Source organism: Alteromonas confluentis (assembly GCF_001757105.1).
Taxonomy (GTDB): domain Bacteria; phylum Pseudomonadota; class Gammaproteobacteria; order Enterobacterales; family Alteromonadaceae; genus Alteromonas; species Alteromonas confluentis.
Map to the genome: position 1 here is coordinate 58,059 of NZ_MDHN01000004.1, position 25,068 is coordinate 83,126.

Annotated in this window: 21 protein-coding genes and 1 pseudogene; 9 read left to right on the top strand and 13 right to left on the bottom strand. The window is 47.7% G+C overall.

The window, feature by feature from the left end; all coding sequences use genetic code 11:
- Positions 1–16: 16 nt before the first annotated feature.
- Together BFC18_RS01200 and BFC18_RS01205 are read right to left on the bottom strand one after the other, a co-directional pair.
- Positions 17–2,551 (bottom strand): efflux RND transporter permease subunit, encoded by a 2,535-nt coding sequence (locus BFC18_RS01200; protein WP_070123367.1) that lies wholly within the window; start codon positions 2,549–2,551, stop codon positions 17–19.
- 138 nt (positions 2,552–2,689) lie between these two features.
- Positions 2,690–4,006, bottom strand: a complete 1,317-nt coding sequence (locus BFC18_RS01205) for a methyl-accepting chemotaxis protein (protein WP_070123368.1) — start codon at positions 4,004–4,006, stop codon at positions 2,690–2,692.
- Between the two features lie 443 nt (positions 4,007–4,449).
- Between BFC18_RS01205 and BFC18_RS01210 the strand changes: the two genes are divergently transcribed.
- Positions 4,450–5,190, top strand: a complete 741-nt coding sequence (locus BFC18_RS01210) for a MauE/DoxX family redox-associated membrane protein (RefSeq protein WP_070123369.1) — start codon at positions 4,450–4,452, stop codon at positions 5,188–5,190.
- Positions 5,191–5,234: 44 nt separating this feature from the next.
- Here BFC18_RS01210 and BFC18_RS01215 read toward each other — a convergent pair whose 3' ends face one another.
- Both BFC18_RS01215 and BFC18_RS01220 read right to left on the bottom strand, forming a co-directional pair.
- The gene (locus tag BFC18_RS01215; protein WP_070123370.1) at positions 5,235–7,931 is read right to left on the bottom strand and encodes an ATP-binding protein; all 2,697 of its coding nucleotides are present in this window, start codon (positions 7,929–7,931) and stop codon (positions 5,235–5,237) included.
- A 299-nt stretch (positions 7,932–8,230) separates the two neighbouring features.
- The gene (locus tag BFC18_RS01220; RefSeq protein WP_070123371.1) at positions 8,231–9,184 is read right to left on the bottom strand and encodes a GlxA family transcriptional regulator; all 954 of its coding nucleotides are present in this window, start codon (positions 9,182–9,184) and stop codon (positions 8,231–8,233) included.
- A 221-nt stretch (positions 9,185–9,405) separates the two neighbouring features.
- Here BFC18_RS01220 and BFC18_RS01225 point away from each other — a divergent pair, with 221 nt between their 5' ends.
- From BFC18_RS01225 to BFC18_RS21990, 3 genes are all read left to right on the top strand, one after another.
- Positions 9,406–9,663, top strand: coding sequence for a superinfection immunity protein (locus tag BFC18_RS01225; RefSeq protein ID WP_245680308.1), 258 nt, complete (start codon positions 9,406–9,408; stop codon positions 9,661–9,663).
- Positions 9,664–10,491: 828 nt separating this feature from the next.
- Positions 10,492–10,683 (top strand): siderophore-interacting protein, encoded by a 192-nt coding sequence (locus tag BFC18_RS21985; RefSeq protein ID WP_281182355.1) that lies wholly within the window; start codon positions 10,492–10,494, stop codon positions 10,681–10,683.
- Positions 10,680–11,276 (top strand): siderophore-interacting protein, encoded by a 597-nt coding sequence (locus BFC18_RS21990; RefSeq protein WP_281182356.1) that lies wholly within the window; start codon positions 10,680–10,682, stop codon positions 11,274–11,276. Before BFC18_RS21985 ends, BFC18_RS21990 begins: the two co-directional genes overlap by 4 nt.
- Positions 11,277–11,283: 7 nt before the next feature.
- Here the strand turns inward: BFC18_RS21990 and BFC18_RS01235 are convergent, their stop codons facing one another.
- The 3 genes from BFC18_RS01235 to BFC18_RS01245 form a co-directional block, all read right to left on the bottom strand.
- Positions 11,284–11,712, bottom strand: coding sequence for an antitoxin Xre/MbcA/ParS toxin-binding domain-containing protein (locus BFC18_RS01235; protein ID WP_070123373.1), 429 nt, complete (start codon positions 11,710–11,712; stop codon positions 11,284–11,286).
- Positions 11,713–12,020: 308 nt separating this feature from the next.
- Positions 12,021–12,581, bottom strand: coding sequence for a CBS domain-containing protein (locus BFC18_RS01240; protein ID WP_070123374.1), 561 nt, complete (start codon positions 12,579–12,581; stop codon positions 12,021–12,023).
- Between the two features lie 60 nt (positions 12,582–12,641).
- Positions 12,642–12,941: a hypothetical protein gene (locus tag BFC18_RS01245; protein ID WP_070123375.1), complete on the bottom strand. Its 300-nt coding sequence runs from the start codon at positions 12,939–12,941 to the stop codon at positions 12,642–12,644.
- A 276-nt stretch (positions 12,942–13,217) separates the two neighbouring features.
- On the opposite strand from BFC18_RS01245, the gene BFC18_RS01250 reads away from it, so the two are divergent.
- The 3 genes from BFC18_RS01250 (at position 13,218) to arfB (ending at position 17,094) form a co-directional block, all read left to right on the top strand.
- Entirely contained in the window at positions 13,218–15,632 is a 2,415-nt protein-coding gene (locus BFC18_RS01250; protein ID WP_083272850.1) for a TonB-dependent receptor, read from the top strand.
- Between the two features lie 164 nt (positions 15,633–15,796).
- The gene (locus tag BFC18_RS01255; RefSeq protein ID WP_245680309.1) at positions 15,797–16,675 is read left to right on the top strand and encodes a DUF2608 domain-containing protein; all 879 of its coding nucleotides are present in this window, start codon (positions 15,797–15,799) and stop codon (positions 16,673–16,675) included.
- Positions 16,675–17,094, top strand: coding sequence for an alternative ribosome rescue aminoacyl-tRNA hydrolase ArfB (gene arfB / locus BFC18_RS01260; protein ID WP_070123378.1), 420 nt, complete (start codon positions 16,675–16,677; stop codon positions 17,092–17,094). The genes BFC18_RS01255 and arfB overlap by 1 nt, the downstream gene beginning before the upstream one ends.
- 74 nt (positions 17,095–17,168) lie before the next feature.
- On the opposite strand, the gene BFC18_RS01265 is transcribed toward arfB, so the two are convergent.
- Entirely contained in the window at positions 17,169–18,041 is an 873-nt protein-coding gene (locus BFC18_RS01265) for a LysR family transcriptional regulator ArgP (RefSeq protein ID WP_070123379.1), read from the bottom strand.
- Positions 18,042–18,146: 105 nt separating this feature from the next.
- On the opposite strand from BFC18_RS01265, the gene BFC18_RS01270 reads away from it, so the two are divergent.
- The gene (locus BFC18_RS01270; RefSeq protein WP_245680310.1) at positions 18,147–18,749 is read left to right on the top strand and encodes a LysE/ArgO family amino acid transporter; all 603 of its coding nucleotides are present in this window, start codon (positions 18,147–18,149) and stop codon (positions 18,747–18,749) included.
- A 20-nt stretch (positions 18,750–18,769) separates the two neighbouring features.
- Here BFC18_RS01270 and BFC18_RS01275 read toward each other — a convergent pair whose 3' ends face one another.
- From BFC18_RS01275 to BFC18_RS01295, 5 genes are all read right to left on the bottom strand, one after another.
- Positions 18,770–19,258 carry a TIGR00645 family protein gene (locus BFC18_RS01275; RefSeq protein WP_070123381.1) on the bottom strand — a complete coding sequence of 163 codons (489 nt, stop codon included), beginning with the start codon at positions 19,256–19,258 and terminating at the stop codon, positions 18,770–18,772.
- Positions 19,259–19,281: 23 nt separating this feature from the next.
- Complete coding sequence (locus BFC18_RS01280) at positions 19,282–19,593, bottom strand: tellurite resistance TerB family protein (RefSeq protein WP_070123382.1); 312 nt, start codon at positions 19,591–19,593, stop codon at positions 19,282–19,284.
- Positions 19,594–19,700: 107 nt separating this feature from the next.
- Positions 19,701–20,993, bottom strand: coding sequence for an NAD(P)/FAD-dependent oxidoreductase (locus tag BFC18_RS01285; protein ID WP_070123383.1), 1,293 nt, complete (start codon positions 20,991–20,993; stop codon positions 19,701–19,703).
- On the bottom strand, positions 20,990–21,187 hold the full coding sequence (locus BFC18_RS01290; protein WP_070123384.1) for a hypothetical protein: 198 nt from the start codon (positions 21,185–21,187) through the stop codon (positions 20,990–20,992). Before BFC18_RS01290 ends, BFC18_RS01285 begins: the two co-directional genes overlap by 4 nt.
- Before the next feature lie 161 nt (positions 21,188–21,348).
- Positions 21,349–23,442 carry a TonB-dependent receptor gene (locus BFC18_RS01295; RefSeq protein ID WP_070123385.1) on the bottom strand — a complete coding sequence of 698 codons (2,094 nt, stop codon included), beginning with the start codon at positions 23,440–23,442 and terminating at the stop codon, positions 21,349–21,351.
- 421 nt (positions 23,443–23,863) lie between these two features.
- Here BFC18_RS01295 and BFC18_RS01300 point away from each other — a divergent pair.
- A pseudogene (locus BFC18_RS01300) lies at positions 23,864–24,985 on the top strand (porin); the annotation flags it as partial.
- Positions 24,986–25,068: the final 83 nt, after the last annotated feature.

Below are 25,068 nucleotides of genomic sequence, written 5' to 3' on the forward strand. Positions count from 1 at the left end.
ACTCTCCTGCTCCCGGTTAACGGGATTTGAAAACAAAACGATGCAGCAAACTCATTGCTGCAGGCAGCACCAGTAGGGTAACCAGTGCGGAAATTGCCATGATGCTGGCGAGGAAAACACCTACGGTGATGTAGGGCACCAGCGGGGCAAACAGTAAAGGCGTAAAGCCCAGCGCGATAACCAGTGCGTTACGGGTAATAGCAGAAGCTGGTTCGCCGAACATGGCTTCAAGTGTCGCGGATACATTGTTAGTTTCTTTGAATATTGCCCGTGCACGTTCGAGGAAATGTATCGCGAAATCCACCGATAACCCCAGTGTTAGTGTGGAAAGTACGGCAATGGGCATGTCGTAATCTTTGCCGACAATACCAATGAGGCCGTAAATAAAGGCAATGGTAATCGTCAGAGGTAGCATGGCCAGCACACCGAAAACAACGGAGCGGAACAGCACCACCATCATGACGAAAACCATGATGAATGCACCAAGCAGACTGTCGAGCATGCCGGCGACCATATTTTCCTGCCACACCACATTCAGATAGGCCTTGCCCGCCCACTGATAATCTATGCCAGCAGGGAGCGGGTGCTCATCCACGTATTGCGCAACCAGCTTCGTCGCCGCTGTCATGTCCTGATTGTCACCACTGGTAAGCTGCAACCACAGCAGGCTTTCACGGTAATCCGGAGTAACGAAGTGCCATAAATCATTGGGTCGGTGTGATGACTGATATTGTAATAACGTTTGCGCCACCGCCTGTGGCGAGTCCGGCAGGGCATAGTCTTTCTCTTCACCGCCACGGAGTTCGCGATTAACCACCTTTACTACATCAGACAGGGAATTCGATTTACCCACCAGGCCTGTAGTCGCCAGATATTGCTGCAAATCTGCGATATAGGCCAATTGCTCAGGAGACTGAAACGTTTTACTGACCGACAGGGCTTGCTCTGCGCGTGCTACCAGTTCATCCAGATACGCCACGGCTTCATCCGACTCCACGGTAAACATGGCGTCGTCAATAGCGATAATCAGTGATTCCAGTGCAGCAGTTGGGGGTTGTTCTGTCACAGATTTAAGCGTATCCCACTGCCAGCCAGATAATTCTTCGGGTACATCCACCCCAATTAATGCCGCTGCCGACGGCACTGCATTGGTATCACTAAACACCAGGTAGGCATTGTAAGTACCGGCAAAATTCTCGTTCAGCACTCTGTCGGCCACACGAATTTCGTGGTCAGCTTTAAACCAGCGAACCGGGTTGTCATTAATCTGAATCTGGGTAATGCCCCATACTGATACTGCAAACAGTGCGCTGAACACCACCAGCCAGCCGCGACGCCAGGACATTGCCAGCTTACCAATACTTCGGGCAATGGCAGCAACACGAGACTGACCATCACCTTCACCGTGCAGTGCCTGCTGCAAATTCACTAAGGTTTTGTCACTCATCCGAGATACATAGGCGGGCATAAACACCAGCGTGACCAGGAAGGCAAACAGAATACCGAAGCCAACAAACGCGCCGAAGATCTGCACCGGTGGAATGGGCGTGAGCATCAGCGAGAAAAAGCCTACGGATGAGGTTATTGAGGTATATAGCATGGGCGTGAACAGATGAGACACCACCTTACTGATGACTTCCCCTGCGTTCTCACCGGGCTTATAGCGGTCTGAGAACTCAGACAAAATGTGCACCGAGTCTACTACCGCGATAGGCATCAGGAAAATCGCTATCATCGACGACATAATGTGCACGGTAAAGCCCATGCCAATCATAATACCCATGGTGACAATCACCGTCGCCATGGCTACCACCATAGGCGCAATGATCAGCGGCAGACTGCGGAAAAACAGGAACAGCAAAATGAAAATCATCAGCCCGGCCAAAGGCGCAGAAATCCCCATCTGGATAAACATTTCCACGCCAAACTGATCTTCTGCCACCGGCAGGCCGGTGATATACCACTGCTGCTGCGACCCCATTTTGCTGATAGCGGCACGGATGTCTTCAGCAATACGGTAACTTTCATTTTTATCCGCAATGGGCACATAAATCGCAGCCGCTTTACCGGTTTCCGCCACCAGCGTATCGTACAGCAGCGGCAGGCGGGAGATGTTCTGTTCAACGGCTTTAGCGCCCGCTTCATCAACGGGTGCTTTGTCCATCATCCATTCAAACCGAATCGTTCCCGGCCCGGCCTGAGAGATATTGTCCACCGTGGAAAGTGACATTAAATCCGCATCAATCACACCATCCATATCAAGAATGGTATCCGTAAGCTGCTTTACTTCAGACAAGGTTTCCGGTGTGTAGACACCGTTGGTGTCCTGCTCTGCCACCACGCCTACTACAATGGCATCGTGCATGGCGAAAGTCTGCTTGGTCTGGTTATGAAAAATCCTCGCCGGATGGTCGGCAGGCAGCATGTTTTCCGGATCGGTATCGACTGTCAGATAAGGGATCATCGCGCCGGCACCCAGAGTGAGTGCCAGAAGAAGAATGTAGACCCAGCCAGCGCACTGAGTGGCAAAGCGTAACAACAATGAAGACATTAGATTTAGCCTGGTTATTCACATCAAGTCTAAGATATTCGCCCTCATTATATAAATAAAAACTAATGTATCAATGTATTTTGCAAAAAAAAACGCAGCATGTTGATCATGCTGCGTTTTTATATAAGAAAAATCTATTTAGTTGTTTAGCTGATTTGCAAACTGGCCAACAGCATCAACAACCGCTCTGGCACCATTTTGAATTTCTTCAATAACCGCACCGGCCTCTTCAGCGTACGACAAACCTGTCTGCGCTTTCTCATCACCCTTGTTTACAAGGTCTACCGCTTCAGCAGCCAGAGATTGGTTGTGTTTCACCACGTTGACAATTTCATCAGTCGCTTCTGAGGTGCGCGAAGCCAACTGACGCACTTCATCGGCAACAACAGCAAATCCACGACCTTGGTCTCCTGCCCGCGCCGCCTCGATGGCCGCGTTCAATGCAAGCAGGTTGGTTTGATCTGCAATGGCGCTGATACTGCCAATAATCGTGGCAATTTGTTGAGATTGTGAGTCGAGGGCGTGAATACCTTCTTTCGCTTTATCCATTTGTTCAGACAGCGAAGACATTTCCTCTAGCACCTTGTTAATAACATCTTTACCTTTTCGTGCCACTGCATCGGTATTGTTAGATGTGTGATAGGCAATGTCTGCCGCGTTCGATACGGCTTGCTCCTGCGCAACCTGGGCTGTGATCTCAGTGGCAAACTTAAATACCTTATAAAGGCGTCCGTGAGAATCGTGAATCGGGTTATACGTTGCTTCCAGCCAAATTGTATTTCCATGCGAATCCACGCGCTTAAAGCGACCCGCGACAAACTCGCCACGGGCTAACTTGGCCCAGAACTGTTTGTAGCCCTCAGAATTCGCTTCTTCATCGGTACAGAAGATTCGGTGATGTTTGCCTTTGATGTCATTCAGGTCGTATTTTACTGTGCGCAAAAACGGCTTGTTGGCGTCGATGACATGACCGTTAAGGTCAAACTCGATAGTGGCTGTCGATTTGTGCAGTGCTTCAACCAAATCTTCATGTTCTTTAGACAACGCAATCGTTCTTGTGAGATCTGTCATGCTCACAGAGTAATGATCTAACCGGCCTTCTATATCAACAACGGGCTGCAAAATGCTGCGCAGCCAGGCTTCTTCGCCATTTCGACGCGTAAATTCTATAGCGCCCTGATAAGTTTGATTAATATCGAAAGCACTTTTGAGCTTTTTGTAGTGCATTGTCGACTTAGCAATTTCAGGAACAAACTCTAGAAATGGACGGCCCTTTACGTCAGATGCGGTATATCCGAGCTCGTTTTGAAAATGTTGATTAACGAAGTCAATTCGACCAGCATGATCCAGACGCAGATAAATCGTTTCCTCTAAAAAACTTTCACGAACCTGTTTGAGCATGTGAAGCTCTTGACGAAGTGCTTCATTTTCTTTGACGAGGTGACGATTAAACATAGACTGTCTTTCCAACGAGTTATTTATTGATATTGAATTCGATTTCGCAGCGCACTTGCCTGAGCGCCAGGATAGTATTTGTATCGGCACTATCATCCGCTTTCTTAACCAGAAACCTAACCAAAATATGTTTCAATTTTAATATCTTGGCGCAATCCCTGACATTGTTTGGCACCCAGGCCAGGTACGACCACGGTTTTCTCTTTTAAAACCGCTCGTCAAATAGACGTTAGGCGAATTATCGATATATGACGTTACCACCGTGGCAAAAAAGATGAAATGCAAAACTTAAGATATAAGTATGTCATTTCAAACCCTTTTAATTAATACAACTAAAGCACAAGTTGTCGCATTACAGCGAGTAAAAGCAATGTCAATAGATCAAAATACATACACCCGGCGTAGCTATCTCATTCGCAAGTTAATACTGCAACGAGGCAAACATGGCTAAAAAAGCAATTCTCTATCGCATGGTAACAAACGAGCATATTTGCCCTTTTGGCTTACGCTCAAAAGATTTGCTAGAACGAGAAGGCTTTGAGATTGAGGATCATAAGCTGACCTCGCGCGAAGAAACCGACAGGTTTAAACAAGAGCATGGTGTAAAAACGACGCCACAAACATTTATCGACGGTAAGCGTGTGGGAGGCTATGACGACCTCCAAGCCTTTTTCAACAAAGGAGACAGCGCCCAGTCTGGTACAACTTATACACCTGTACTCGCCATTTTTGCCGTTGGATTATTGTTAGCGCTGGCTATGCAGCATGCGTTAATGGCGAATCTATTTAGCATTCGCACGCTATTGCTCTTCATCGCCTTTTCTATGACCCTATTAGCCGTTCAGAAACTGCGAGATTTATTCAGTTTCACCAACTCTTTTATCACCTACGATTTGCTGGCTATGCGACATCTTCGCTACGCCTATATTTATCCCTTTCTTGAAGCATTTGCCGGTATTGGCATGGTAGCGATGTTGCCCGCAGTTCTCATTGCGCCAATCTCGCTTTTTATCGGTACCATCGGGGCGGTTTCCGTTGTTAAAGCGGTTTACATCGATAAGCGGGAACTCAAGTGTGCTTGCGTGGGCGGCGACAGTAATGTGCCGTTGGGTTTTGTATCACTTTCAGAGAATTTGTTCATGATAGGCGGCGCTTTACTCATGCTGTGGCTTTCTTATGTGTAAAGCGCCCATGCGCCTTATCTGAGGTTCAGATAAGGCGTGAAAGGTTATTCCGGCTTGTACATTTCCAGTACGGTTAGCAACTCTTCGGCATCAACCGGCTTAGAAACATAGTTGGAAAAGCCCGCCTTCAGGGCTTTAACCCTATCCGCCGTATAGGCATAAGCAGTCAGTGCAACCGCATCGAAATTCCGAATATCTTCTCGTTGACTGCTTCTGATTTTCGCGATGTAACCCAAACCATCAAGTTCCGGCATACCAATATCAGAAAGCACCAGATTAAACGCTTCTGGCGTTTCATTGAGTAACTTCCAGGCTACCAGACCATTTTTCGCCAGGGTGACAACTGCACCGTGACTTTCAAGGAACAGGCGAATGAATCTGCGGGCATCTTCTTCGTCTTCAGCAACCAGAATACGCAACCCACGAAGACGATCACTGCTTCCCGCTGCGCCTTCAACAATATTGGTTTGCGTTTCTTCCGGGCGTTTCGTAGCAACAGGGGCAATGGGTAAGGTCACATAAAATGTGGTTCCCAACCCTTCCCCATCGCTCATTGCCCAAATACTACCGCCGTGCATTTCCACAATACTTTTAACAATCGATAACCCAAGGCCCAAGCCCTGTTTATTGTGTGAAACCTTACCTTGATAAAAGCGCTCGAAAACGTAATTTAATTGCTCTTCCGGGATACCTTTTCCGGTGTCACGCACGAAGAATTTATAATTAGAATGGTCGCGGGCCCCACTAATGGTGACAGAGCCGCCTTTAGGCGTGAATTTAAGGGCATTGGAGAGCAGGTTGTGTATCACCTGTTTGATGCGCACTTTATCTGCCAGAATGGTGGTATGCTCGTCTTTGAACACACTGGTTAAGTGAATGTTCTTCGCCCCGAAACCTGCCTCGAATTGCTTGGTTACGTCTTTAATCGCTTCGCTAATTGGCACTGTGTGCGTACTCAGCTTCATGGTGCCTGAGATGATTCGGGAAAGATCCAGAATATCATTAATTAACGCAGCCTGAGTACCCGCCGCCCGCTTCACCACATTCAGCGCTTCAACCAGACGCTCTTTATTCGACGTATCCATTAATGCCAGATCCGTCCACCCCATAATCGAGTTCAGTGGGGTACGTAGTTCATGGGAAATACTGGCGAGAAACTGATCTTTTGCTTTATCCAGTTCTTCTAATTTTGCCACCTGGCTATCCAGCGAATTTTTCATTCCCAGCGCATAAGGGATAAACAATTGCTCAAAGGCTTCAATGAGTAATTTATCGTCGGTAGTCCAGTCAACAGACTGATCCACCACTGTTTGCAGATACGTCTCGAATGAATCTCTCGGCGTTAGTGATTTAGGCTTATCACTATCGGTTTGCAATTTACCTGCCCAGCGTACGGTTTTGTCTACAGGCTCACGGAACCACATTGTGTAGTAACCATGGCGGCTCGAAACCGGAGATATAAACAAGCCGCGAACACCATTCAACTTAAAGTTTGCGATTATGTCGCTGGAGATCCGTGTCAGTGCGGTTACCTTCGATGGTCCAGACTTATCGCTGGAATACTCATGAAACAGGTGGGAAATCGTTTCAAAGCTGGGCGTTTTCCCTACCAGATAATGGGAGTTAGGCGTGACCACCGCAATACCACATACCCGCATGGTCGATAATAACAAGTCCTGCTCGTCTTTTAGTCCTTCCAGCGGATTACCTTTGGTGGTCAAGGCATTGATCGCCTGATTCAAATTTTGCTGACGTTTCTGCAGCGATTCTCTTTTGACCTCTACGCTTTTTCCATGCAATTGATAAGTAAAAACCTGGCACAAGCTTTCGCAAATTAATCGACTACGCTGCTCTACATATTTCGGCTCGCGGTTATGGCAAGCAATGAGTCCCCAAAGACGATTTTCAAAAATCAGCGATACGGAGAAAGAGGCGCGAATGCCCATGTTACGCATATATTGTAAATGAACAGACGAAACCCCTCTTACCATAGAAAGTGACATATCAAGGGGCTTTCTTTCACTATCAGAGAGCGCGGGTAGTAAAGGTACTGGCGCTTCATCGGTATCGTATACACAACGAACCAGGTTCTTAACGTAAAGTGCACGAGCCTGAGAAGGAATATCTGAAGCGGGGAACCGTAAACCTTTGAACGGTACCATATCGTCGGCGCAATCTTCACCGATGACTTCTCCACAATAGTCCTTATCAAACTTGTATACGCACACCCGGTCGAAATCGATAAAGCCGCGCATGGCCGACGCTATCTTATCTGCCACGGCTTCCACAGAGTTAAGTTCAAAAAGACTAGGCAGTAAGGGGCGGATATCGGTATCTGTTGGCGTCCATTTAGACGATACACTGCCAGTGAGCACCGGTGAGGGCTCGAGCTCAATAATGAGATAGACACCACTGGCGTAAATAACACTGCTGACCAATTGGTGCCATTCACCATCGTGGTAAATTTGATTGCGAAACTTCCACTCGTACGAATGACGGCGACCTGCCGCTTCCGCCTTAGCATAAAGTTCGGTGAGAATATCTGTACTGTTGTCGGGCATTTCTACCAACTCAGACATCAGTGTTTCATTTGGCACGATGGGCGATGAAAAAATATCGCCGATGTTTGCACTCATCACGCGAACCAGCCCAGTTCCTGGCTCAATAGCCAGAAGATAGCCAAAGCTCTGTACTGACTCGATTAAATGAATCGCTTCGTCTTCACAATTTTTGATATTCATGAAAAGTACTTCCCTGAAATTTAGCGCTCCATTATGCATTTTTTTACAAGTGTGGTCTGGAAAAAAGTAAAAAAAATAGACGAAAGTATAATTATTTAAACTAGTTGAACCCCAAGTTCTTTACTTTGCGAAATAACCTTTAAATTCAGATATATACACTTTAAAAAGTCAGAGTTTAAAACTGTTAGATTAAAAACCTGTCATGTTTTGGGGGTAGATAATTCAATCGGTCAAAAAAATTTAAATACGTCTATTTAAAAATATAAATATAAATTTATTTTTAACACTCGCATATTTAATTAGATAAACCGAAATGCATTCCTATATGCAGAAGGCGAAACGGTATAATTACGAATAAAGGCCCGGCGAAAGCCATCGTAAGAGGAAAAACCCACTAACCCGGCAATGGCTTTCATTTCCCGCTCTGAACTGACCAACAGATCGCTGGCCACCTGCATGCGAAATTTCTCCACATAGGCTGCTGGATTAAGCCCCGTTTCATCAATAAAGAACCGATGACATTGTCGTTCGCTTAGGCAAAGTTGTTCCGCAAGAAGAGAAACCGTGATATCGCGGCCGATATTGTCCCGAATCCAATCAATCACATTGCCCAGGCGATCTTGCCTGGGCGACTGAATATCAAGTAAGTCCGAGTACTGCTTCTGATTACCTGAACGTTTCATATAAACCACAAGGTGTTTAGCCACATAATGAGCAACAGCCTTGCCGCAATCGGCTTCAATCAGGCTTAATGTTAAATCGATGCCAGAAGTCACACCGGCAGACGACCAATACTTCCCATCTCTGATATAGAGTTTTGCGCTTTCTACCGTTAGTGCGGGAAATGCGCTTTTCAATTTTTCTGCGAAAGCCCAATGTGTGGCGACTTTCGTTCCCGAAGGCAATCCTGTTCGCGCAAGCAAATATGCTCCGGTACAGATAGAAACCACCCGCTCTGAGTGAGCCATCAGCTTTCTGAGCTTTTCTAAATCCGATTCGGTAATACTGTCACTACGACTACCCGCGCCGCCAGGAATAATGAGGGAATGGCAGTTACCGATATCTTCAATAGACAGCTCGGGTATAATCTGCAGGCCGGCCTCACAAGTAACAGCCTGAGTGCTGAAACCCACTACTTTCATTTCATAGCTATCGGGCTGACACTGATTCGCTTCAAAAAATGCAGACTGTGGGCCTGATAAATCCAGTAGTTCGACGCCCTCATAGGCAAGAATACAAATCGTTTTAGTCATAATATTTGCTCAACATTTATTCAGGAGATGATTAATCTACTGCACTTAGCTATGTCACATATGACTACAAAACAACTAAAACTGCCATTATTCTCTCAGCCCTTTTCTTAGCTGACATCCATCAGATATTAGTCCTGCTCAACAAATTATTGCAGCAACCTGTAATAAAAGTGATTCGCCTTGGACTAAGCACAATGAACAAGTTAATAAGGAGAGTGACCGTGAATGAATTTTTTACCCGACTTCAGGATGTATCCGCTGTAGAGCTTATTGTTATTTGTGCTGCTGTAGCAGTCTTGTGGTTCTTGCCCGCGATCTTAGCGATGATTTTTAACCGTAAACAAGCAAAGCTCATTGCGCTGGCTTGCATTCCCGCCGGCTTTTCAGTGATTGCCTGGACGGCCGTGCTTGTGTGGTCGGTTACAGGAAAGGCTGTAGAGAAATACTTACCCGCCAAAATAAGAAAACAGTTAGCCTAAGCGCTCTCGAATTGGAAAGCGGGTTGCGTTATTCCAATGCGCCTGCTCCATGAAGTATGTAGAACCGCGAATTCATCGAGATAAAAATGCAGTGTTAACAGTGTGTATGAAAAAATACACACTGAGTGGGTAAATATTTCCATGCTTATTTACCCGCAATATCCACCCTCGCTTCCATTAACATAAAAAACCCATAAAATTCATTAATTTAAAATAACAACGGGTAAAATTACCACTCTGGCACACAACTGGCATTAAAAGAATCAGACAAGGAAATCACTTTAGGAAAAGCAGACAGGATGTCAGCAGTACGAAGGATTGTTACCTAATTTAGCAGATCTGAATACTTCACAGAGGAATGTTCAGGTTGTGCAAAGAACACTGATGACGTTGTGACGTTGAAAGTGAACTGTCTTCTTGGCAGTTAATCTCCCCTCTAGGCCTATCCCGGCCTTTCCAAAACCTCTGATTTCTCCCGCCACATGGCGGGAGCTTTTTTTCCAGGGTTTAAACAATCAATTTTACTGCCATAGACGAATATTCTGGTCAATAGGTATACAGTTTACTACGTTGATATGGTCTTCCATGTCGATCAATAAATCATCATGAACTAATGTTTATCTTACAGAACGACAGTTGTTGAATGTCATTGTTTCTGCTTCCATGTGTATTCCTAAAAGTGTTTTGCCGGTGCCGTCAGGTCACCGGCTTTTTTTTTATGTTCGATTTATACGATTTCCCGGTGTTTGTTTATCCGTAACAATGAGCTGTTCTCAATAATGATTCGTATTTACAATCACCAGTGAATAGTTAAATGAGAAGAGTATTATGGAAAAAAGACAGCCAAGACAACCCGCCTGTCTAGTGGTAAAAGAAAATCGTGAACTCACCCCTAACATGCGTCGCATTACCTTTTCTGGTGAAGCACTGAAGCAATATCCTGAAATAGAAACCTCTGCGTACGTCAAACTGATGTTTGATTTCGATGGTAATCCACTAACATCCCCCCCGCATCTATGAAAGATGCACAGCTTCGTACCTACACCATTCGGGCAATTAATCAAAATGCCGGTGAAATGGATGTAGACATGGCAATACACGGTAATGGCAAACACAGCGGCCCTGCGTCCTATTGGGCTGCCTCTGCATTGGAAGGTGACACCATTGTCGTTGGCGGACCGGGCAGTTCCAAAGGTTTAGCCGAGAGTTATGACTGGGTATTATTCGCTGGTGACATGACGTCGCTACCCGCTATCTCTACCTATCTGGAGAAACTCGCACCAGAAACCGTGGGTTATGCAGTAATTAAAGTAACGACGGCAGACGACATTCAAGCTCTGGAAGCACCCGCAGGCGTATCGGTTATCTGGGTAACCGGCAATGACAACCTGATTGACGAAGTGGCAGCACTGTCGTGGCACCCTGGAAAACCCGGCATTTGGGTAGCGTGTGAATTTTCAGATATGCGCGGATTGCGTCAACTATTGGTGAAAGAACGCCATGTTGCCCATGAGCAGTTGTATATCAGTAGCTACTGGCGGGAAGGTCGCTCTGAAGACCAGCATAAAGTTGATAAACGTAAGGATGCAGAAGCATTTGAGGCAGGGAACTAGGCCCAGCCTACCTTCGCATCGTTCTTTCTTCGTCATCATTGGCCGCATGAATGTGGCCTTTGATATCCACAAACGGCATTCCCCCTCCGCTGTGCAAATCTTCAAGATAATCCGTAACGTAAATAATGCCTGCCAAATTATGACAAACGGTAAGCGGCACTGCATTTAGATGAAAATTAAAGCGGTTCAACCATTCAGCAATACGCCGACTGTCACCATCTGACAACGCAAACAGCAAATGATACATCCGTACCAATGCCAGTTGAATTTCTGCTTCGTTGGAGTTTTCTGCAAACCCCACATATAAACTCTGGGTTAGCGCATTTTCCGACACACCCAGTAAATTCGCAGCCTCTGGCGGTGTCAAACCTATCGCTTCATAGGCCATTACATAGGCTTTCATTAAAACGGCTGGTGATGTTCCCGTTGCATGCATAGCGATTGCTCCTGTAATTGGGACCTGTATGCTCCTGTTGTTGCGAGAACCATTCCAGTTATTACAGTTTAGTTAAATTTATCCATTTAACCGCTGAAAATAAGGAAAAAATTGCCCAAACTTTCCAGAACATCAATTCTGGCAACAGGGAAAATGGCTTTTTGCTGCATAAACATCAACTTTAGCAACAACATGGTTTGTTCAGAGAATAGAAAGTCTTAGGTAAATAGAGGGTCGCAAGTTATTTCACGACCCACTTTATTTGAGCTGAAACCGGCATGGCAAGAACACCATACCAGTTTCTTCGTTCAGGCAGCAATCACGCTGGATAACGCAGAGAAGGAGGGCTGAGCCTGAATATCTAGAGGCAGGTGCAATTCTCTGGCAATGTCACTCACACTGATAATACCGCGTATAACGTGCTCCTCACGGTCGATCACCAAACAATGCTGCTGCCCATTATCTTTCAGCGTACAGATAATATCTTCAACGGTAGCGTATGCGAGCTGCTCATAGTCGAACGACTGCAACATAGATTTAGGTTGCATGAAATCTGCGGCTGTCAATTCGCTGCGGGGAATTCCCTGAGCAACTTTCTGCATAATGCGCTGACTGGTCAAATCTGCCAATGTAACAATACCGCTGAACTGGCCGGATTTATCCAACACAATTTTCATTTTCACGTGCGACTGCTTCATCAACTGCTCGAGGTCAGCCGCTTTAGCATCGTAATCAATGACCAGCGGCATATGTTGTTTAAAGTCGGTGAAAACGGCTTTTGCAGGCGACTGCAAGGTGAGTCTGTTTTGCACTTCAGGCCAGGCGAGTTTATCCACAGATTCAGTTTTGTATAGAGGTAAAGTATGCATAGCTAATTCCTTAAATATCGAAGATTCTGGCTGCAACCAATTTGCAACCCGCAGTTGATATCAGGAAAAGCGGGGCGGACCTCTGATCTCATTGTTACTGTAATAATCGGCAACGCCGTGACTGACTATTTCAGTATCAGAGAGAGAAATAAAACGCGGAAGCGCGATGTCGACAGGAGACAAGATGCCATCGCCGTTTTCGGACTCCGACTCAGCATCTGGTTGCTCGGCAACAACAAACAAATCGCCGCTGACAGCTGCAACCAAGGCTTCTGTTTTCGCGCCCGCAGCCACGCCTCTGCCATCTGACAATGCAGGCAACAAAGTAAGCAGACATAGAGCAATAACCCAGAAACGCATGTGTTCTCCTTTGAGGCATATCAATTTTCTGCATGCCTCTTTAATAACATACGACGTTTTTCAGAATTTAAAACTACACTTTAACGCAGTATTCAAAGGGCTCGTCGACAGGGAAATATTCCACCGCAGCTAAAGATTGGGAAGTATTCCCACCCAAACCGGGAAAAGTTCCCATAAGTTGATACCAAAGTACCACCTATCTTCAGACCATAAGTTAATTTTCTGTAAATGGCACTTGCCATACGATTTACATTATAATAATTGTGGAATAGCACTATGACTCAGAGAACATTCAATAGAAGCCTTTTAGCACTTTCAGTGTGTGCGATACTTCCGGTAACCGTTGCTCATGCCAACAAAGTAAACTGGGAGGATCAGGAGCTTATTGAAGTGGTTGGTCAGACCCCGCTCTCCGGCTACGGTGTCGATAATTCTCAGGTTAACGCCTCTCTGAATGCCGACGATCTGAGTCTGGCGAATGCGAACTCACTGGCCCGCCTGCTCGACAGTGAATTACTGTCGGTGTCGATTAACGATGTTCAGAACAATCCCTTTCAACCCGATGTACAGTATCGTGGTTTTACGGCGTCACCACTCCTTGGCTTACCGCAAGGTTTGTCGGTTTATCTGAACGGTACGCGCTTTAACGAACCGTTTGGTGATACCGTAAACTGGGATCTGCTGCCCATGTCAGCATTTGACAATGTGAGTCTGATAAGCGGCGCGAATCCCCTGTTTGGTCAGAACACGCTTGGCGGCGCGCTGTCTCTGCGAAGCAAAACCGGTTTCTCATTCACCGAAAACAAGCTCACCTTACAAGGGGGTAGTTTTGGTGAGAAAGGCGCTACGTTGGAAAGTGGCGGCAATAATGGAGAGTGGGGTTACTATGTAAATGCCAGTCTTTATGAAGAAGACGGCTGGCGCGACTTTTCGCCTACCGAAGTCAAACAGCTTTTTGGTACGCTTTCGCGGAAAACTGACGACTCATCCACGCAACTGACGCTGGCACTGGCCGACAACGATCTTATCGGCAACGGTGCTATACCAGTAGACCTCATTCCTCACGAGGGCCGCGATGCCATCTATACCCGACCAGACCAAACGCTGACCAACCTCATTTTTGTGAGCCTGGCTCAGGAGTGGGAACTGAATGACAACCTCCAGCTGGCAGTTAACCTTTATTATCGCGAGAACGAAATAGAAACCTACAACGGTGACGACAGCGATTACGAAGAATGTGATGTTGGCTTTGGTGAAACTCTCTGTGAAGAGGGTGAAGAAGATGACGATGACGACGATGATGATTTTGATGGTGATGATGAAGTCATTGTCGATGACGACGATGATGATGACGACGGCGATGCAGATGATATTCCAGTGCAGTTTGTCGGCTACTTACCCAACACGGCGTTAGAAGACATTTCTGATATAGACCCAGACGAGCTGGACGGCACCGCCAACACTTCACTGACTAAAAACCGCAGCTATGGTGCGAGCTTTGAGTTACATGGTAAAGCACAGCGCATGCATACTCACAACTGGGTATTTGGTGGCGGTATCGACAGAGCGAATATCGACTTCAACAGTGCGACTGAGTTTGCGATTCTGGACAACGACACAGCAGAAGACACCCGCGGCGTGACCGGTGTGGGCTTATTCGATGCGGGTTCAGAGGTTTTCCTTCGAACTGACGTAACGCACTACCACTTGTTATTAAGCGATTCAGTACAACTGTCTGAGAATTGGCAGGTTTGGGCTTCTGGCCGCTTTAATCGCTCTGAAATAAAAATGATGGATCAAATTGAAACCGGTGAAGGGTCGCTGAACGGCGATCACACATTCAACCGTTTCAACCCTGCCGTTGGGGCACAGTACCAACGTGACGCATTAACGGTTTCAGCAAGTTATAGCCAATCGTCGCGGACACCAAGCCCAGCAGAACTGTCTTGTGCCGATGAAGATGATCCGTGCAAACTACCTAACGGTTTCGTGGCCGATCCTCCTCTTGAGCAGGTTGTTACCGACACCCTGGAGCTACGCGCTTCCTGGATCAAAGATAATCTGGAGTTAGCCGGTGCGATTTTCCACAGCAACTCTAAAGATGACATCATCTTCCAACAAGCCGGCGACCGTCCGTCTGTGGGTTACTTTGTGAACGTGGACAAAACCCGCCGTCAGGGTGCAGAATTTGCGGCTCGCTATAACTTTGACACCCTTTCTGTAGGTGCCAGTGCCAGCTTCTTAGATGCTACGTTCCAATCTGACTACACCGCTTTCAGCCCGCAAAATCCGCTGGGTGGTAACCGTCAGGTTCAAGCGGGTGACACCATTCCAGGACAGCCAGACATGCAACTTGGACTGGACTTCGATTGGCAGGTGATGAATAACCTGCTGCTTGATATGTCAGTAAGCTATACCGGCGGGCAGTACTTCCGTGGCGACGAAGCCAACGAAAACCGCCAGCTTGGCGGCTACACGGTTGTTGATGTATCTGCGACCTGGCAGCTTACCGAAGCCTTAAAACTCGGTTTGCGTGTCGACAACTTGCTCGACAAAGAGTACGAGACCTTCGGTACCTATGGCGAGGCCGACGAGGTACTGGAAGGTATTTACGACGATATCGAATCTACTGAGTTTGTAGGCGTTGGTGCACCGCGCAGCATCTCTGCATTTGTCAGCCTGGTATTCTGATTTAAGCTCACTGAAGCTGGTCATTCCCTATGACCGGCTTTTTCCTATCACCTCAAAGCACCCTTCGATACCGGCGCTAATCCACATGTTGCCGTTTTCTCCGCTAGCACGACCTGCTAAAGTACAGTTTTTAGCATCAAAAAAACGCGTTTATGGAAAACCCTTTGTTTAAATCTGCCCTGCTTTCTGTGGCGACAGCGTTGTTTCTAACCGCCTGTGCCAGTACGCCAACGCCCAAGGGCGCAGTGAAAATTACAGAAACTACGTCTTACTCTGATATCGATGCGAAAGTGGATGCCTTTAACCGCAAATACGGCCCCGAGAATGTGCTGATTGTGTCAGATATCGACAATACCCTGCTCACCAGTGCGACTGATTTAGGTGGCGACATCTGGTACCAGTGGCAGCGTGGCAAACTCGACATCCAGCCCACAGACCAGCAAAAAGTGTCCTGTCTGTTTGAAGACACGATTGGGTTGCTTTATGAGCTCAACCCCATGCGATTAACCGATCCCCTGGTACCGGAAATGGTCGCAACCTGGCAGATGAACGGTAATACGGTAATGGCGCTCACTTCCCGCGATCCTCGCTATCGTGCCGCCACCGAGCGGGAACTGGAGAGTAACGGTATTGATATGACCAAATCGCCGCTTACCACCGAAGATGGCGCACTGCCCGAATACCGCGAGCAACTGGAGCGTGAACTGACTTACAGCCAGGGCGTGATGATGACAACCGGCATGAATAAAGGCGACATGCTGCATTGGGTCCTGAAGCAGACTAATCGTCACTTCGATGCAGTAGTGTTTATCGATGACTCTGAAAGGAATATCGACAACATGTATGCCGCCTGGAAAGACAGCGGCACCGACATGCAAATCTTCTACTATACCCACGTAGAAGAGGCCCGGATTGCCGCCTTCGGTAGCGTTCTCACCCAGCAGCAAGCCGACAAAATGGCTGCAGACTACGAAATCCTCAACAGTACACTGCTAAGAGTATTTCCGGCACGTCCCACTCAGCATTGTCTGACGGTAAACTGATGACGACGTTATTTATTACCCCCACCCTGCGCATTGATGACAGCGAAATTGATATGAGTGCTATTCGTGCCCAGGGGGCTGGCGGTCAGAACGTGAATAAAGTGAGCAGCGCAATTCATCTGCGCTTCGACGTGGCCGCCTCTTCGTTACCTGAGCACATTAAAGCGCGCCTGCTAGCTAAAGCTGACACACGGCTCACTGCAGAAGGCGTGTTTGTGCTGAAAGCACAGAATTACCGCACTCAGGAGCAGAACCGTCAGGACGCCATCGACCGACTTTCACTATGGATTGGCGAAACCACCAAAGTACAGAAAACCCGCCGCCCGACGCGTGTAAGTAAAGGCGTACAGAAACGTCGTGCGGAAGCAAAGAAACAGCAGAGCCAGCGCAAGGATATGCGTAAGAAGGTGGATTACTAGCCCGTCATCTAAAGTTCGAAAAGTGAGACAGATGATTACGGATGGCTCATTGCTGATTACTTATTGCAAATACTTCATTGCAAATAGCTTTGCGCCGAAGTAACCACATGCTCCCTTAACGCTTTCAGTTGCGGGCTTTCTGATTGCCAGTAATGCCAGTACAGGTGAATATCCATATACTTGCCAGGAAACAAATCGACCAGCTCACCGGTGTTGATGGCATCCTCAATCTGAAGATCCGGCAACATGCCGTACCCCATTCCCGCTAACATGGCCTGGCGAAAGCCTTCGGACGACGGACACCAATGAATATATTCTGGCTCATCATCCGCGTATTCACGCATAAAATCGTGTTGGGTTCTGTCGTTGTGGTCGAACACCAGACAAGGGGCACGGAATAGGTCAGCGGTTTCTGTGATGCCGTGAGCCGACAGAAAGCCAGGACTCGCCACGGCGCGGTAACGAAGCGCACCAAGATAAACGGATTTACCACCATTAACGGTTTCATCGCTGCTGCAAATACACACCATCACTTCACCCTGTTTCATTCTTTTCAGGCTCACAGACTGATCTTCTACCAGAAAATCGAAACTGAATTTCTGCTCAGGTAACGTCAACGCCCGGGGTAACCAGGTGGCCAAGGAATCTGCATTCACCGCCATGCGAACGGCAAGAATATTTTTCTCGGCGTCTTCATCGCCCGACTGCATACCCAACGCAGCCTCAAGCTGAATAACCTGTTGCAGATGGGTGAGTAGTCGGCTCCCTGCCGGTGTAGCCACTGGCGGTTGAGAGCGCACCAGCACAGGTTCACCGATTTGCTGCTCCAGTTGGCGAATACGGCGACTCACCGCAGACTGGGTAATAAACAGCTTTTGCGCCGCCCGTTCAAAGCCCCGGTTGGCAATAACGGCTTCCAGTGCCCGGAGTAATTGATAATCAAACATGATTTTTACGCATGATAGAGTAGGTTTATTCATTAGAATCATAAACCATTTATCTTTATTCTGCGCACTGTTTGAAAACCCATGAGCAATGTAAGAGGAAATAGCGTGGAATCGTTGATCACCGGAATTTTGATGGGGCTTAGCCTGATTGTCGCCATTGGTTCTCAGAACATCTGGGTACTGAGTCAAAGCATGGTGAACCCTCATCGCGTAACCATCGCACTCACCTGTATTCTATGCGATGTATTACTTATCATTACCGGTGTGTTTGCTGCGGTAAAAATTCAGGCTTTTTTACCGGCGTTGTTACCTTTTCTTATGTGGGGCGGCGTAGCGCTGTTGCTTTGGCTGGCAGCTCAAGCCCTCACTCGGGCATGGAAAGGAAACGGTGGGTTGCAGGTGGCACCACAACAAGCTTTGTCTGCACGTAAAACCTGTCTGGTGGCATTGGGGATCAGCTTACTCAACCCTCACGTGTATCTTGATACCGTGGTACTGCTGGGGAATATTGGAAGTTTACAGCCACAACCTGAAATTTTTGCCGCAGGCGCGATTGTCGCTTCTATTTTCTGGTTCAGCAGCCTGGTGTGGTTGGCGCCGAAATTGAAAGTCTGGTTAAGCTCACCATTGCGGTGGCGTATTTTCGATGGAACCGTGGCTGTTGTCCTCATTGTTATTGCCGTTAAGCTTGCCAGCATAGAGGTTTAACAGCCACGTCTTTGTATGGCTTAGTGTTTCTTAATTTTTTCCAGATAGCCCATGGCAAACGCAGAAACCACAAACGTGATATGAATAAACAGATACCACATGATTTTCTCATTTTCGATGGTCTGGGCATTCATGAAAACTTTCAGCAGATGAATAGATGAAATCGCCACAATGGATGCGGCGACTTTATTTTTGAGCGAGCCCGTATCCAGCGTGCCTAACCAACCTAGCTTGTCGCTGCTCTCGTCGAGATCGATTTTAGAAACGAAATTCTCGTAACCTGAAAACATCACCATGACCACAAGCCCGCCCACCAGCGACACATCGACCAGTGTCAGCGCCAGTAGAATCAAATCAACTTCCGGTACTGAGAAAATGATGGGCACTATATGGATCAGTTCCTGAAAGAACTTCACCGTTAACAAAATTAGAAGCAGGCTGAGCCCCAGATAAATAGGTGCCATCAGCCAGCGCGATGCATAAAGCAACTTTTCGAACAATCTTTCCATTTTCTATTTAAATTCCAAAATAACTATCGACTACTTTCATTAAGCCGCCTGACCATCTCGTCATCCAGCTTGAGCATGCGGGCAAGTTCTTGCAAGTATACGGTTTCCATATGATTTTTTTCATCAATCACTAAGCATGAAGCCAAATAAATTTCTGAAGCCTCAGCAGGTGTCGAAGCCAGTGCCGCCACTTCTGAAGGATCTAACGGCTTGTTGATTTCTCTTTCCAGAAACTGCTTTTCATCGCTGCCGATGGCTGAGTTAGCCAATGCCTCATGAATATGCTTCATTTCAGTTTCATCAATATGACCGTCGGCTTTCGCCGCGGCAATCATCGCTTTAACACCATTTAAGTGCGCAAATTCGATTCAGCCTTCATAAATAAAAAAAGAGAGCCAGAAGCCCTGACTCTCTAACCCATTACGTTGGCTTTTATACGGTGCTAGTGCAGCTTGAGTTTATGACCCACAATATTGCCCACCTTGCGACTCATCAATGTCATGGTGCCTTTAAACCAACCATGTACGGCAAACTGGTGCATGTTATACAGTGAAATATAAACCAGACGCGCCAGTCGCCCTTCAATGAACATGCTGGAGTTAGACAATGCGCCCATCAGGCTGCCGACAGTGCTGTATTTACTCAGATGCACCAGCGAGCCATAGTCTTTGTATTCATATTCTTTCAAAGGCTTGTCGCGGAACATAGCAATGATGTTCTCACCGGCAGTGGTGGCCATTTGGTGTGCGGACTGCGCACGAGGCGGTACCCAGTTGCCGTTTTTCTGTTTGAAGCCACAGCAGTCACCGATGGCAAAAATGTGGTTATCAATGGTGCTTTGCAGATACTCGTTCACCAAAATCTGATTGGCACGGTTAGTTTCAAAAATGCCCATATCCACCAGGAAATCCGGTGCTTTCACACCTGCTGACCACACCATTAAGTCAGCATCAATTTCCTGACCGTCTTTGGTTTTAAAGCCTTTTTCTGTGGCTTCAGACACCATAGCGCCTTCAAGTACTTCTACACCCAGTTTTAACAGCGCATTCTTAGCTGATGCAGCTATTTTTTCAGGTAGTGCGGGCAGAATACGAGGGCCAGCTTCAATGATGGACACCTTTAAACGCTTGGCAGACATTTCCGGCATACCGTACGCCCGGGCGAGGTTGGCTATATGGTGAAGTTGTGCCGCCAGTTCGGTCCCCGTAGCACCACCGCCAACAATGGCAACGTGAAGCATATCCTGCGCGGTACAAGATTGATTGATGCGTAGTAGCTGATTCAGTAACGCCCGATGGAAACGTTCAGCACCGGCCAAAGAGTCGAGTTTATAGCAATATTCGGCCACGCCGGGGGTACCAAAATCGTTGCAAACACTGCCCAGGGCCATTATCAGGTAATCATAGTCGATAGTACGCTCTGGCAAGATTTCTTTGCCGTCGCGGTCGTTAAGGGGGTCGAGAATTATCTGCTTTTTATCTTTATCCAGTTGGCGCATATTGCCCAACTGGAACTGGTATTTATGGCGCACGGCGTGCATGCGGTAATCCACACCGTCGGAGTTTTTATCAATAACCCCGGCCGCCACTTCGTGAAGTAAAGGTTTCCACACGTGTGTCTGGCTACGATCAACCAGAATAACTTCTGCCTCACCTTTGCGGCCCAGCTTGTGACTCAGATGTGTCACTAATTCGAGACCTCCAGCACCACCGCCAACAACGACGATCTTTTTCATGATGTTTCCTCAATACAATTTTTCCAGCTATTGAATGTCTTGAAAACGGTGTCATCCAATAGCTCGAAAAACTGCGTGTGGTGCTGAAACGCCCGCTGCACGTCTGGCGCGCGGATGAGGTGGGAGTTCAGCAAGAATGTCTGGCGCTTCTGCAAGGGGTCGGCGTTGATTTTCAGAACACGGCGTAAACCCATCCATGGGGCCTCGGCTGCCGCATCCCTGCGGCAGACGGTTCTGAGAAATCAACGCCTCCCCCATGCGCGCACCAGACACTCAGCGACTCAACGTCCTCCTCAGCCGGAAGCGCCAGATGCCAGACATCACAGATTCACCACCTTAAATACGGTTGGAAATATTATTCCCAACGATAAACGAGACTAACCATGTAGTTTCTCGGACGACCGGGGAAATAGCGGTCTCCGCTGAATGAGGTGTAGTCTGCGCGTTCTGCGTATGCTTCATCAAACAGGTTATTAATTCGTCCAGACACCGTCATTTGCGGTGTGATATCCCAGCTGGTTCTCAGGTCCACAATGTCGTGGCCATCATATTCGTGCTGGTTTTCCGGATCGGTGTAATACGAGCTTACGTGATTCCACGCCAGTTCAGCAATAATGTTTTCCGCAGGCGTGTAGCGAAGGCGGGTGTTGGCTACGTGTCTTGGCGCGGTATCCATGTCATTGCCGTTAATGTCTATTTCGCCAGAAAGCTGTGAATGGCGGTACGTATGTTTCGCTGCGGTGGCAGCAACAATTAACGCGAACTGTTCGTTCATCTGCCATTCCATCTCAAGCTCAACGCCCTGATGACGGCTCTTGCCGTTGGCCACATAGAAATAATCGCTGTCACGATAGATGAAGTGGTCTTTATCCATCTGATACACCGACAAGTTATAGCGAAGTACGTCGCCTTTGCTCTTAAGACCAATTTCGATGTTGTCGGCAACCACCGGTTCAAGATCGGCAACAGACTGGGCGCGTTGCAATCGGTAAAGCTCGGTGGCTTGTGGCGCGCGGTAGCCCCGCGAAAGGTTTCCGTACACTAGTAAATCGTCTGATAGCGAATACGATGCGCCTAACTTTGGCGAGAAATTACTGAAACTGTCATCGCGACTTTCCGGACGGGTGTAGCGGCAGCCCCCCATACCACAGGTGGTGCCATCTTCCCGTACCCGGCCTGCATTCATATTATTGGTGTAGTCGTATTTGGTGTGCTCATATCGCACGCCCGCGCTCCAGTGCCAGTTATCGATGTCTCCGCTGAGTTCTGCAAAAGGCGCAAGTACAGTGGCGTCTACGCTGTAATCGTAGTGACGACCGGAAGGAATGGTTTCTACCAGAAATGCAGAGCCTACGGTTGGCGAGTCCTGATATTGCAGCAAATCACCGGAGGTGTATTCGCCATCGACACCGGCCTGCAATGTCATATTGTCAGCCAGTTCATGAGACCACAGCGTTTGTATGCCCGCACCACGCTGGCTGTTTTTTTCAATGGGTTGGCCTGGCAGGAAGTGCATCAGAAAGTCCATGTCCTGATCGCGTAAATAAGGGGTCACAATGATTTCATCGCCGTTATCCAGCGTCATTGCTACCTTGCTCCACAGTCTCAGTGAACGGGCGTTGCGATAAGCTTCCGGGTTTTCATTACCCTGCGCCAGTGCTTTATCTTTGTAGCTGTCGGTGCCGCTGATATAACCCGCCGTATCTTGCTCCAGGTTGGTGTATGTGAGACCAGTATTAACAGAAAATTGGTTACCCTCGTAGCGGTGACGAAGATTCACTTTCTCCTGGTCCAGCCCCTCATCTACACGGTAACCATTATCACTGGTCACACTGGCATTAATACCAACGCCGGTGTTCCCAGCGTCGTAGCCAGAACGCAGCTTGTATCGTGTATAGCCGTAGGAGCCATAGTCAAAACCCGTCATACCGCCACCCTGAGTGGTATCTGGCGTGATCACGTTCACTACGCCGTGAATAGCGTTGGAGCCGTAAAGTGCCGAGCCGGGTCCTTTTAACACTTCAATTCGCTGGGCCATTTCGCTGTGGGCTTCAAACAATTCGTTAATGTTACAGAAACCGGCCGCTCGCAGGGGAATGCCGTCTTCGGCAGTAAGTAAGCCGCCACAGGCACCCGGCCCCGAAAATACCGGTGAACGTAATGCTGGAAGATATTCCTGGCCGTTACCGCGTTGTAGTTGCGCCCCGGCGATATTATCGAACACTTCCTCGATATGTGTTGCCGATAAAAGGGCAATGTCGTCTTCCTCTACGCTACTTACCGTTACCGGTTGGGTAAAGCTGTCTGTGCCAGTGCGGGATGCAGTGGTAGTGATGTGCTCAATACTTTCCGATTCAGTTTGCGCTGCCGCAGAAGAGACTGCGCCGATAGTCAAAAGGGCACAGTACAGCGAGCTCAACGGAAATGATGTGTGACGCTTTGCAGTCATAATTCTCTCAAAATGGATTACAGACAGCTTGAACTGTCTCAATAGTAAGTGGAAAAAAACAGTGGGGGAAGCCTGCGCACGGCCTCATTCAGGTTTGTTTTAATGGTACTTTTTAGCGCTACCTGAAGCCACCGCCAATACTACTACTTTGGAAGTACACCTATAGTTTCATTTCATTGACGGACTAAAGGATAAGCGAATCACCCCTATCGACGAGTTTCCAATTTAGCCCCCGACAACAATACTCGAAGCATCAAAAAAGTTCGCTGGCAACGCATCAGTGAACAATGGGCATGAGTAACCCGGGATCGAAGTGAATTGTTGCTCCGCCTATACGAAAACTAAACAAATCAAAGATAGGTGAAACACATGAAAAACAAGAACGTAAGCCTCAAGCCTCAAGCCTCTTGCCTTAGCCGTATCAGCACTGGTTTGCTCAAGCGCCAATGCAGCCATCAAGATTTATGATGACGCAGAAGTTGCTACAGTATCTGTAGACGCATCTTTCAACACATTTTACGTAAATACCAGCACAGAAAGCGATGCTGCTGGTACATCACGCGACCAGTCTCGCGTTAAGATGGGCTTCCTGCCAAACTGGCTGGGAATGAACTTCAGCAAAGACATCAACGGCCTGAAAGTAGGTGGACGCTCTTCTTTCTGGGTCACCATCAATGACAGCAACAGCACAGTAACTTCTACCGGTATTGATGTACGTCAGTTCTACGCAACACTCGGTTCAGACTGGGGTGAAGTGTTACTGGGTAAAGATTTTACTCTGTTCAACCGTAACAACATTTTCTTAGACGAAATCCTGATGGGTTACGGCAACGTGAATGACACGCTTGGTCTTATCGACGGTCAGGGCGTTTCATTCGGTAACATCGGCAGCGGTTACACCTACCCTATGCCAACCTCTCAAATTCGTTATACCACTCCGACTTTTGGTGGCGGTTTCAAAGTAGCAATCGCAGCAATCGATCCATCACCGGTAAATGCGGCTGATGACCGCGAAGAATCTGCACCACGCATCGAAGCGGAAGCCACTTACTCAACAGATTTCGACGGCGGTAATGTAACAGCTTGGGTTGGTTTCCTGAACCAAAGTTCAGAGTCAGACACCATGGGTGACGTTGACTCAACAGGAACTTCTTACGGCGTAAAAGTGGGCTTTGGTGGCTTTGCACTGCATGCATCAGGCTACACCGGTGAAGGTATCGGTATTTTGCTTGGCCCAACAGAAGCAGCGCTTGGTTTAGGCCCAGTTACGATGTACGACATGAACATGAACGAATTAGATAGCAGCGGTTATCTGGTTCAAGGCTCATACAAAATGGACGATCACCGTTTTGTGGTGTCTTACGGTGAGAACGAAATTGAAGATTCTGACTACATCGGCCACGAAGCGATGCAGGTTGCTTGGTTCTACAACTACAACAGCCACGTCACTTTCGCGGTTGAGTATGCCACCAGTGAATTCAGCGGCATCCTCGGTGACGAAGAAGCCGACACTATCGCGATTGGCGGCATTGTGAATTTCTAAACTGTTATTTGATTGCCAGAAAAATAACAGTCATTCATTTCCGGTCCGCGGGGCCGGGGTCGGGACAGACGAAAATGCTGTCC

Coding starts and splice junctions, on each gene's coding strand:
- BFC18_RS01285 (WP_070123383.1), bottom strand. CDS start 20,993: ATGAAAAAGATCGTCGTTGTTGGCGGTGGTGCTGGAGGTCTCGAATTA.
- BFC18_RS01295 (WP_070123385.1), bottom strand. CDS start 23,442: ATGACTGCAAAGCGTCACACATCATTTCCGTTGAGCTCGCTGTACTGT.
- BFC18_RS01245 (WP_070123375.1), bottom strand. CDS start 12,941: ATGCGTTTCTGGGTTATTGCTCTATGTCTGCTTACTTTGTTGCCTGCA.
- BFC18_RS01250 (WP_083272850.1), top strand. CDS start 13,218: ATGACTCAGAGAACATTCAATAGAAGCCTTTTAGCACTTTCAGTGTGT.
- BFC18_RS21985 (WP_281182355.1), top strand. CDS start 10,492: ATGGAAAAAAGACAGCCAAGACAACCCGCCTGTCTAGTGGTAAAAGAA.
- BFC18_RS01215 (WP_070123370.1), bottom strand. CDS start 7,931: ATGAATATCAAAAATTGTGAAGACGAAGCGATTCATTTAATCGAGTCA.
- BFC18_RS01280 (WP_070123382.1), bottom strand. CDS start 19,593: ATGATTGCCGCGGCGAAAGCCGACGGTCATATTGATGAAACTGAAATG.
- BFC18_RS01275 (WP_070123381.1), bottom strand. CDS start 19,258: ATGGAAAGATTGTTCGAAAAGTTGCTTTATGCATCGCGCTGGCTGATG.
- arfB (WP_070123378.1), top strand. CDS start 16,675: ATGACGACGTTATTTATTACCCCCACCCTGCGCATTGATGACAGCGAA.
- BFC18_RS01265 (WP_070123379.1), bottom strand. CDS start 18,041: ATGTTTGATTATCAATTACTCCGGGCACTGGAAGCCGTTATTGCCAAC.
- BFC18_RS01220 (WP_070123371.1), bottom strand. CDS start 9,184: ATGACTAAAACGATTTGTATTCTTGCCTATGAGGGCGTCGAACTACTG.
- BFC18_RS01235 (WP_070123373.1), bottom strand. CDS start 11,712: ATGCATGCAACGGGAACATCACCAGCCGTTTTAATGAAAGCCTATGTA.
- BFC18_RS21990 (WP_281182356.1), top strand. CDS start 10,680: ATGAAAGATGCACAGCTTCGTACCTACACCATTCGGGCAATTAATCAA.
- BFC18_RS01205 (WP_070123368.1), bottom strand. CDS start 4,006: ATGTTTAATCGTCACCTCGTCAAAGAAAATGAAGCACTTCGTCAAGAG.
- BFC18_RS01240 (WP_070123374.1), bottom strand. CDS start 12,581: ATGCATACTTTACCTCTATACAAAACTGAATCTGTGGATAAACTCGCC.
- BFC18_RS01290 (WP_070123384.1), bottom strand. CDS start 21,187: ATGGGTTTACGCCGTGTTCTGAAAATCAACGCCGACCCCTTGCAGAAG.
- BFC18_RS01210 (WP_070123369.1), top strand. CDS start 4,450: ATGGCTAAAAAAGCAATTCTCTATCGCATGGTAACAAACGAGCATATT.
- BFC18_RS01200 (WP_070123367.1), bottom strand. CDS start 2,551: ATGTCTTCATTGTTGTTACGCTTTGCCACTCAGTGCGCTGGCTGGGTC.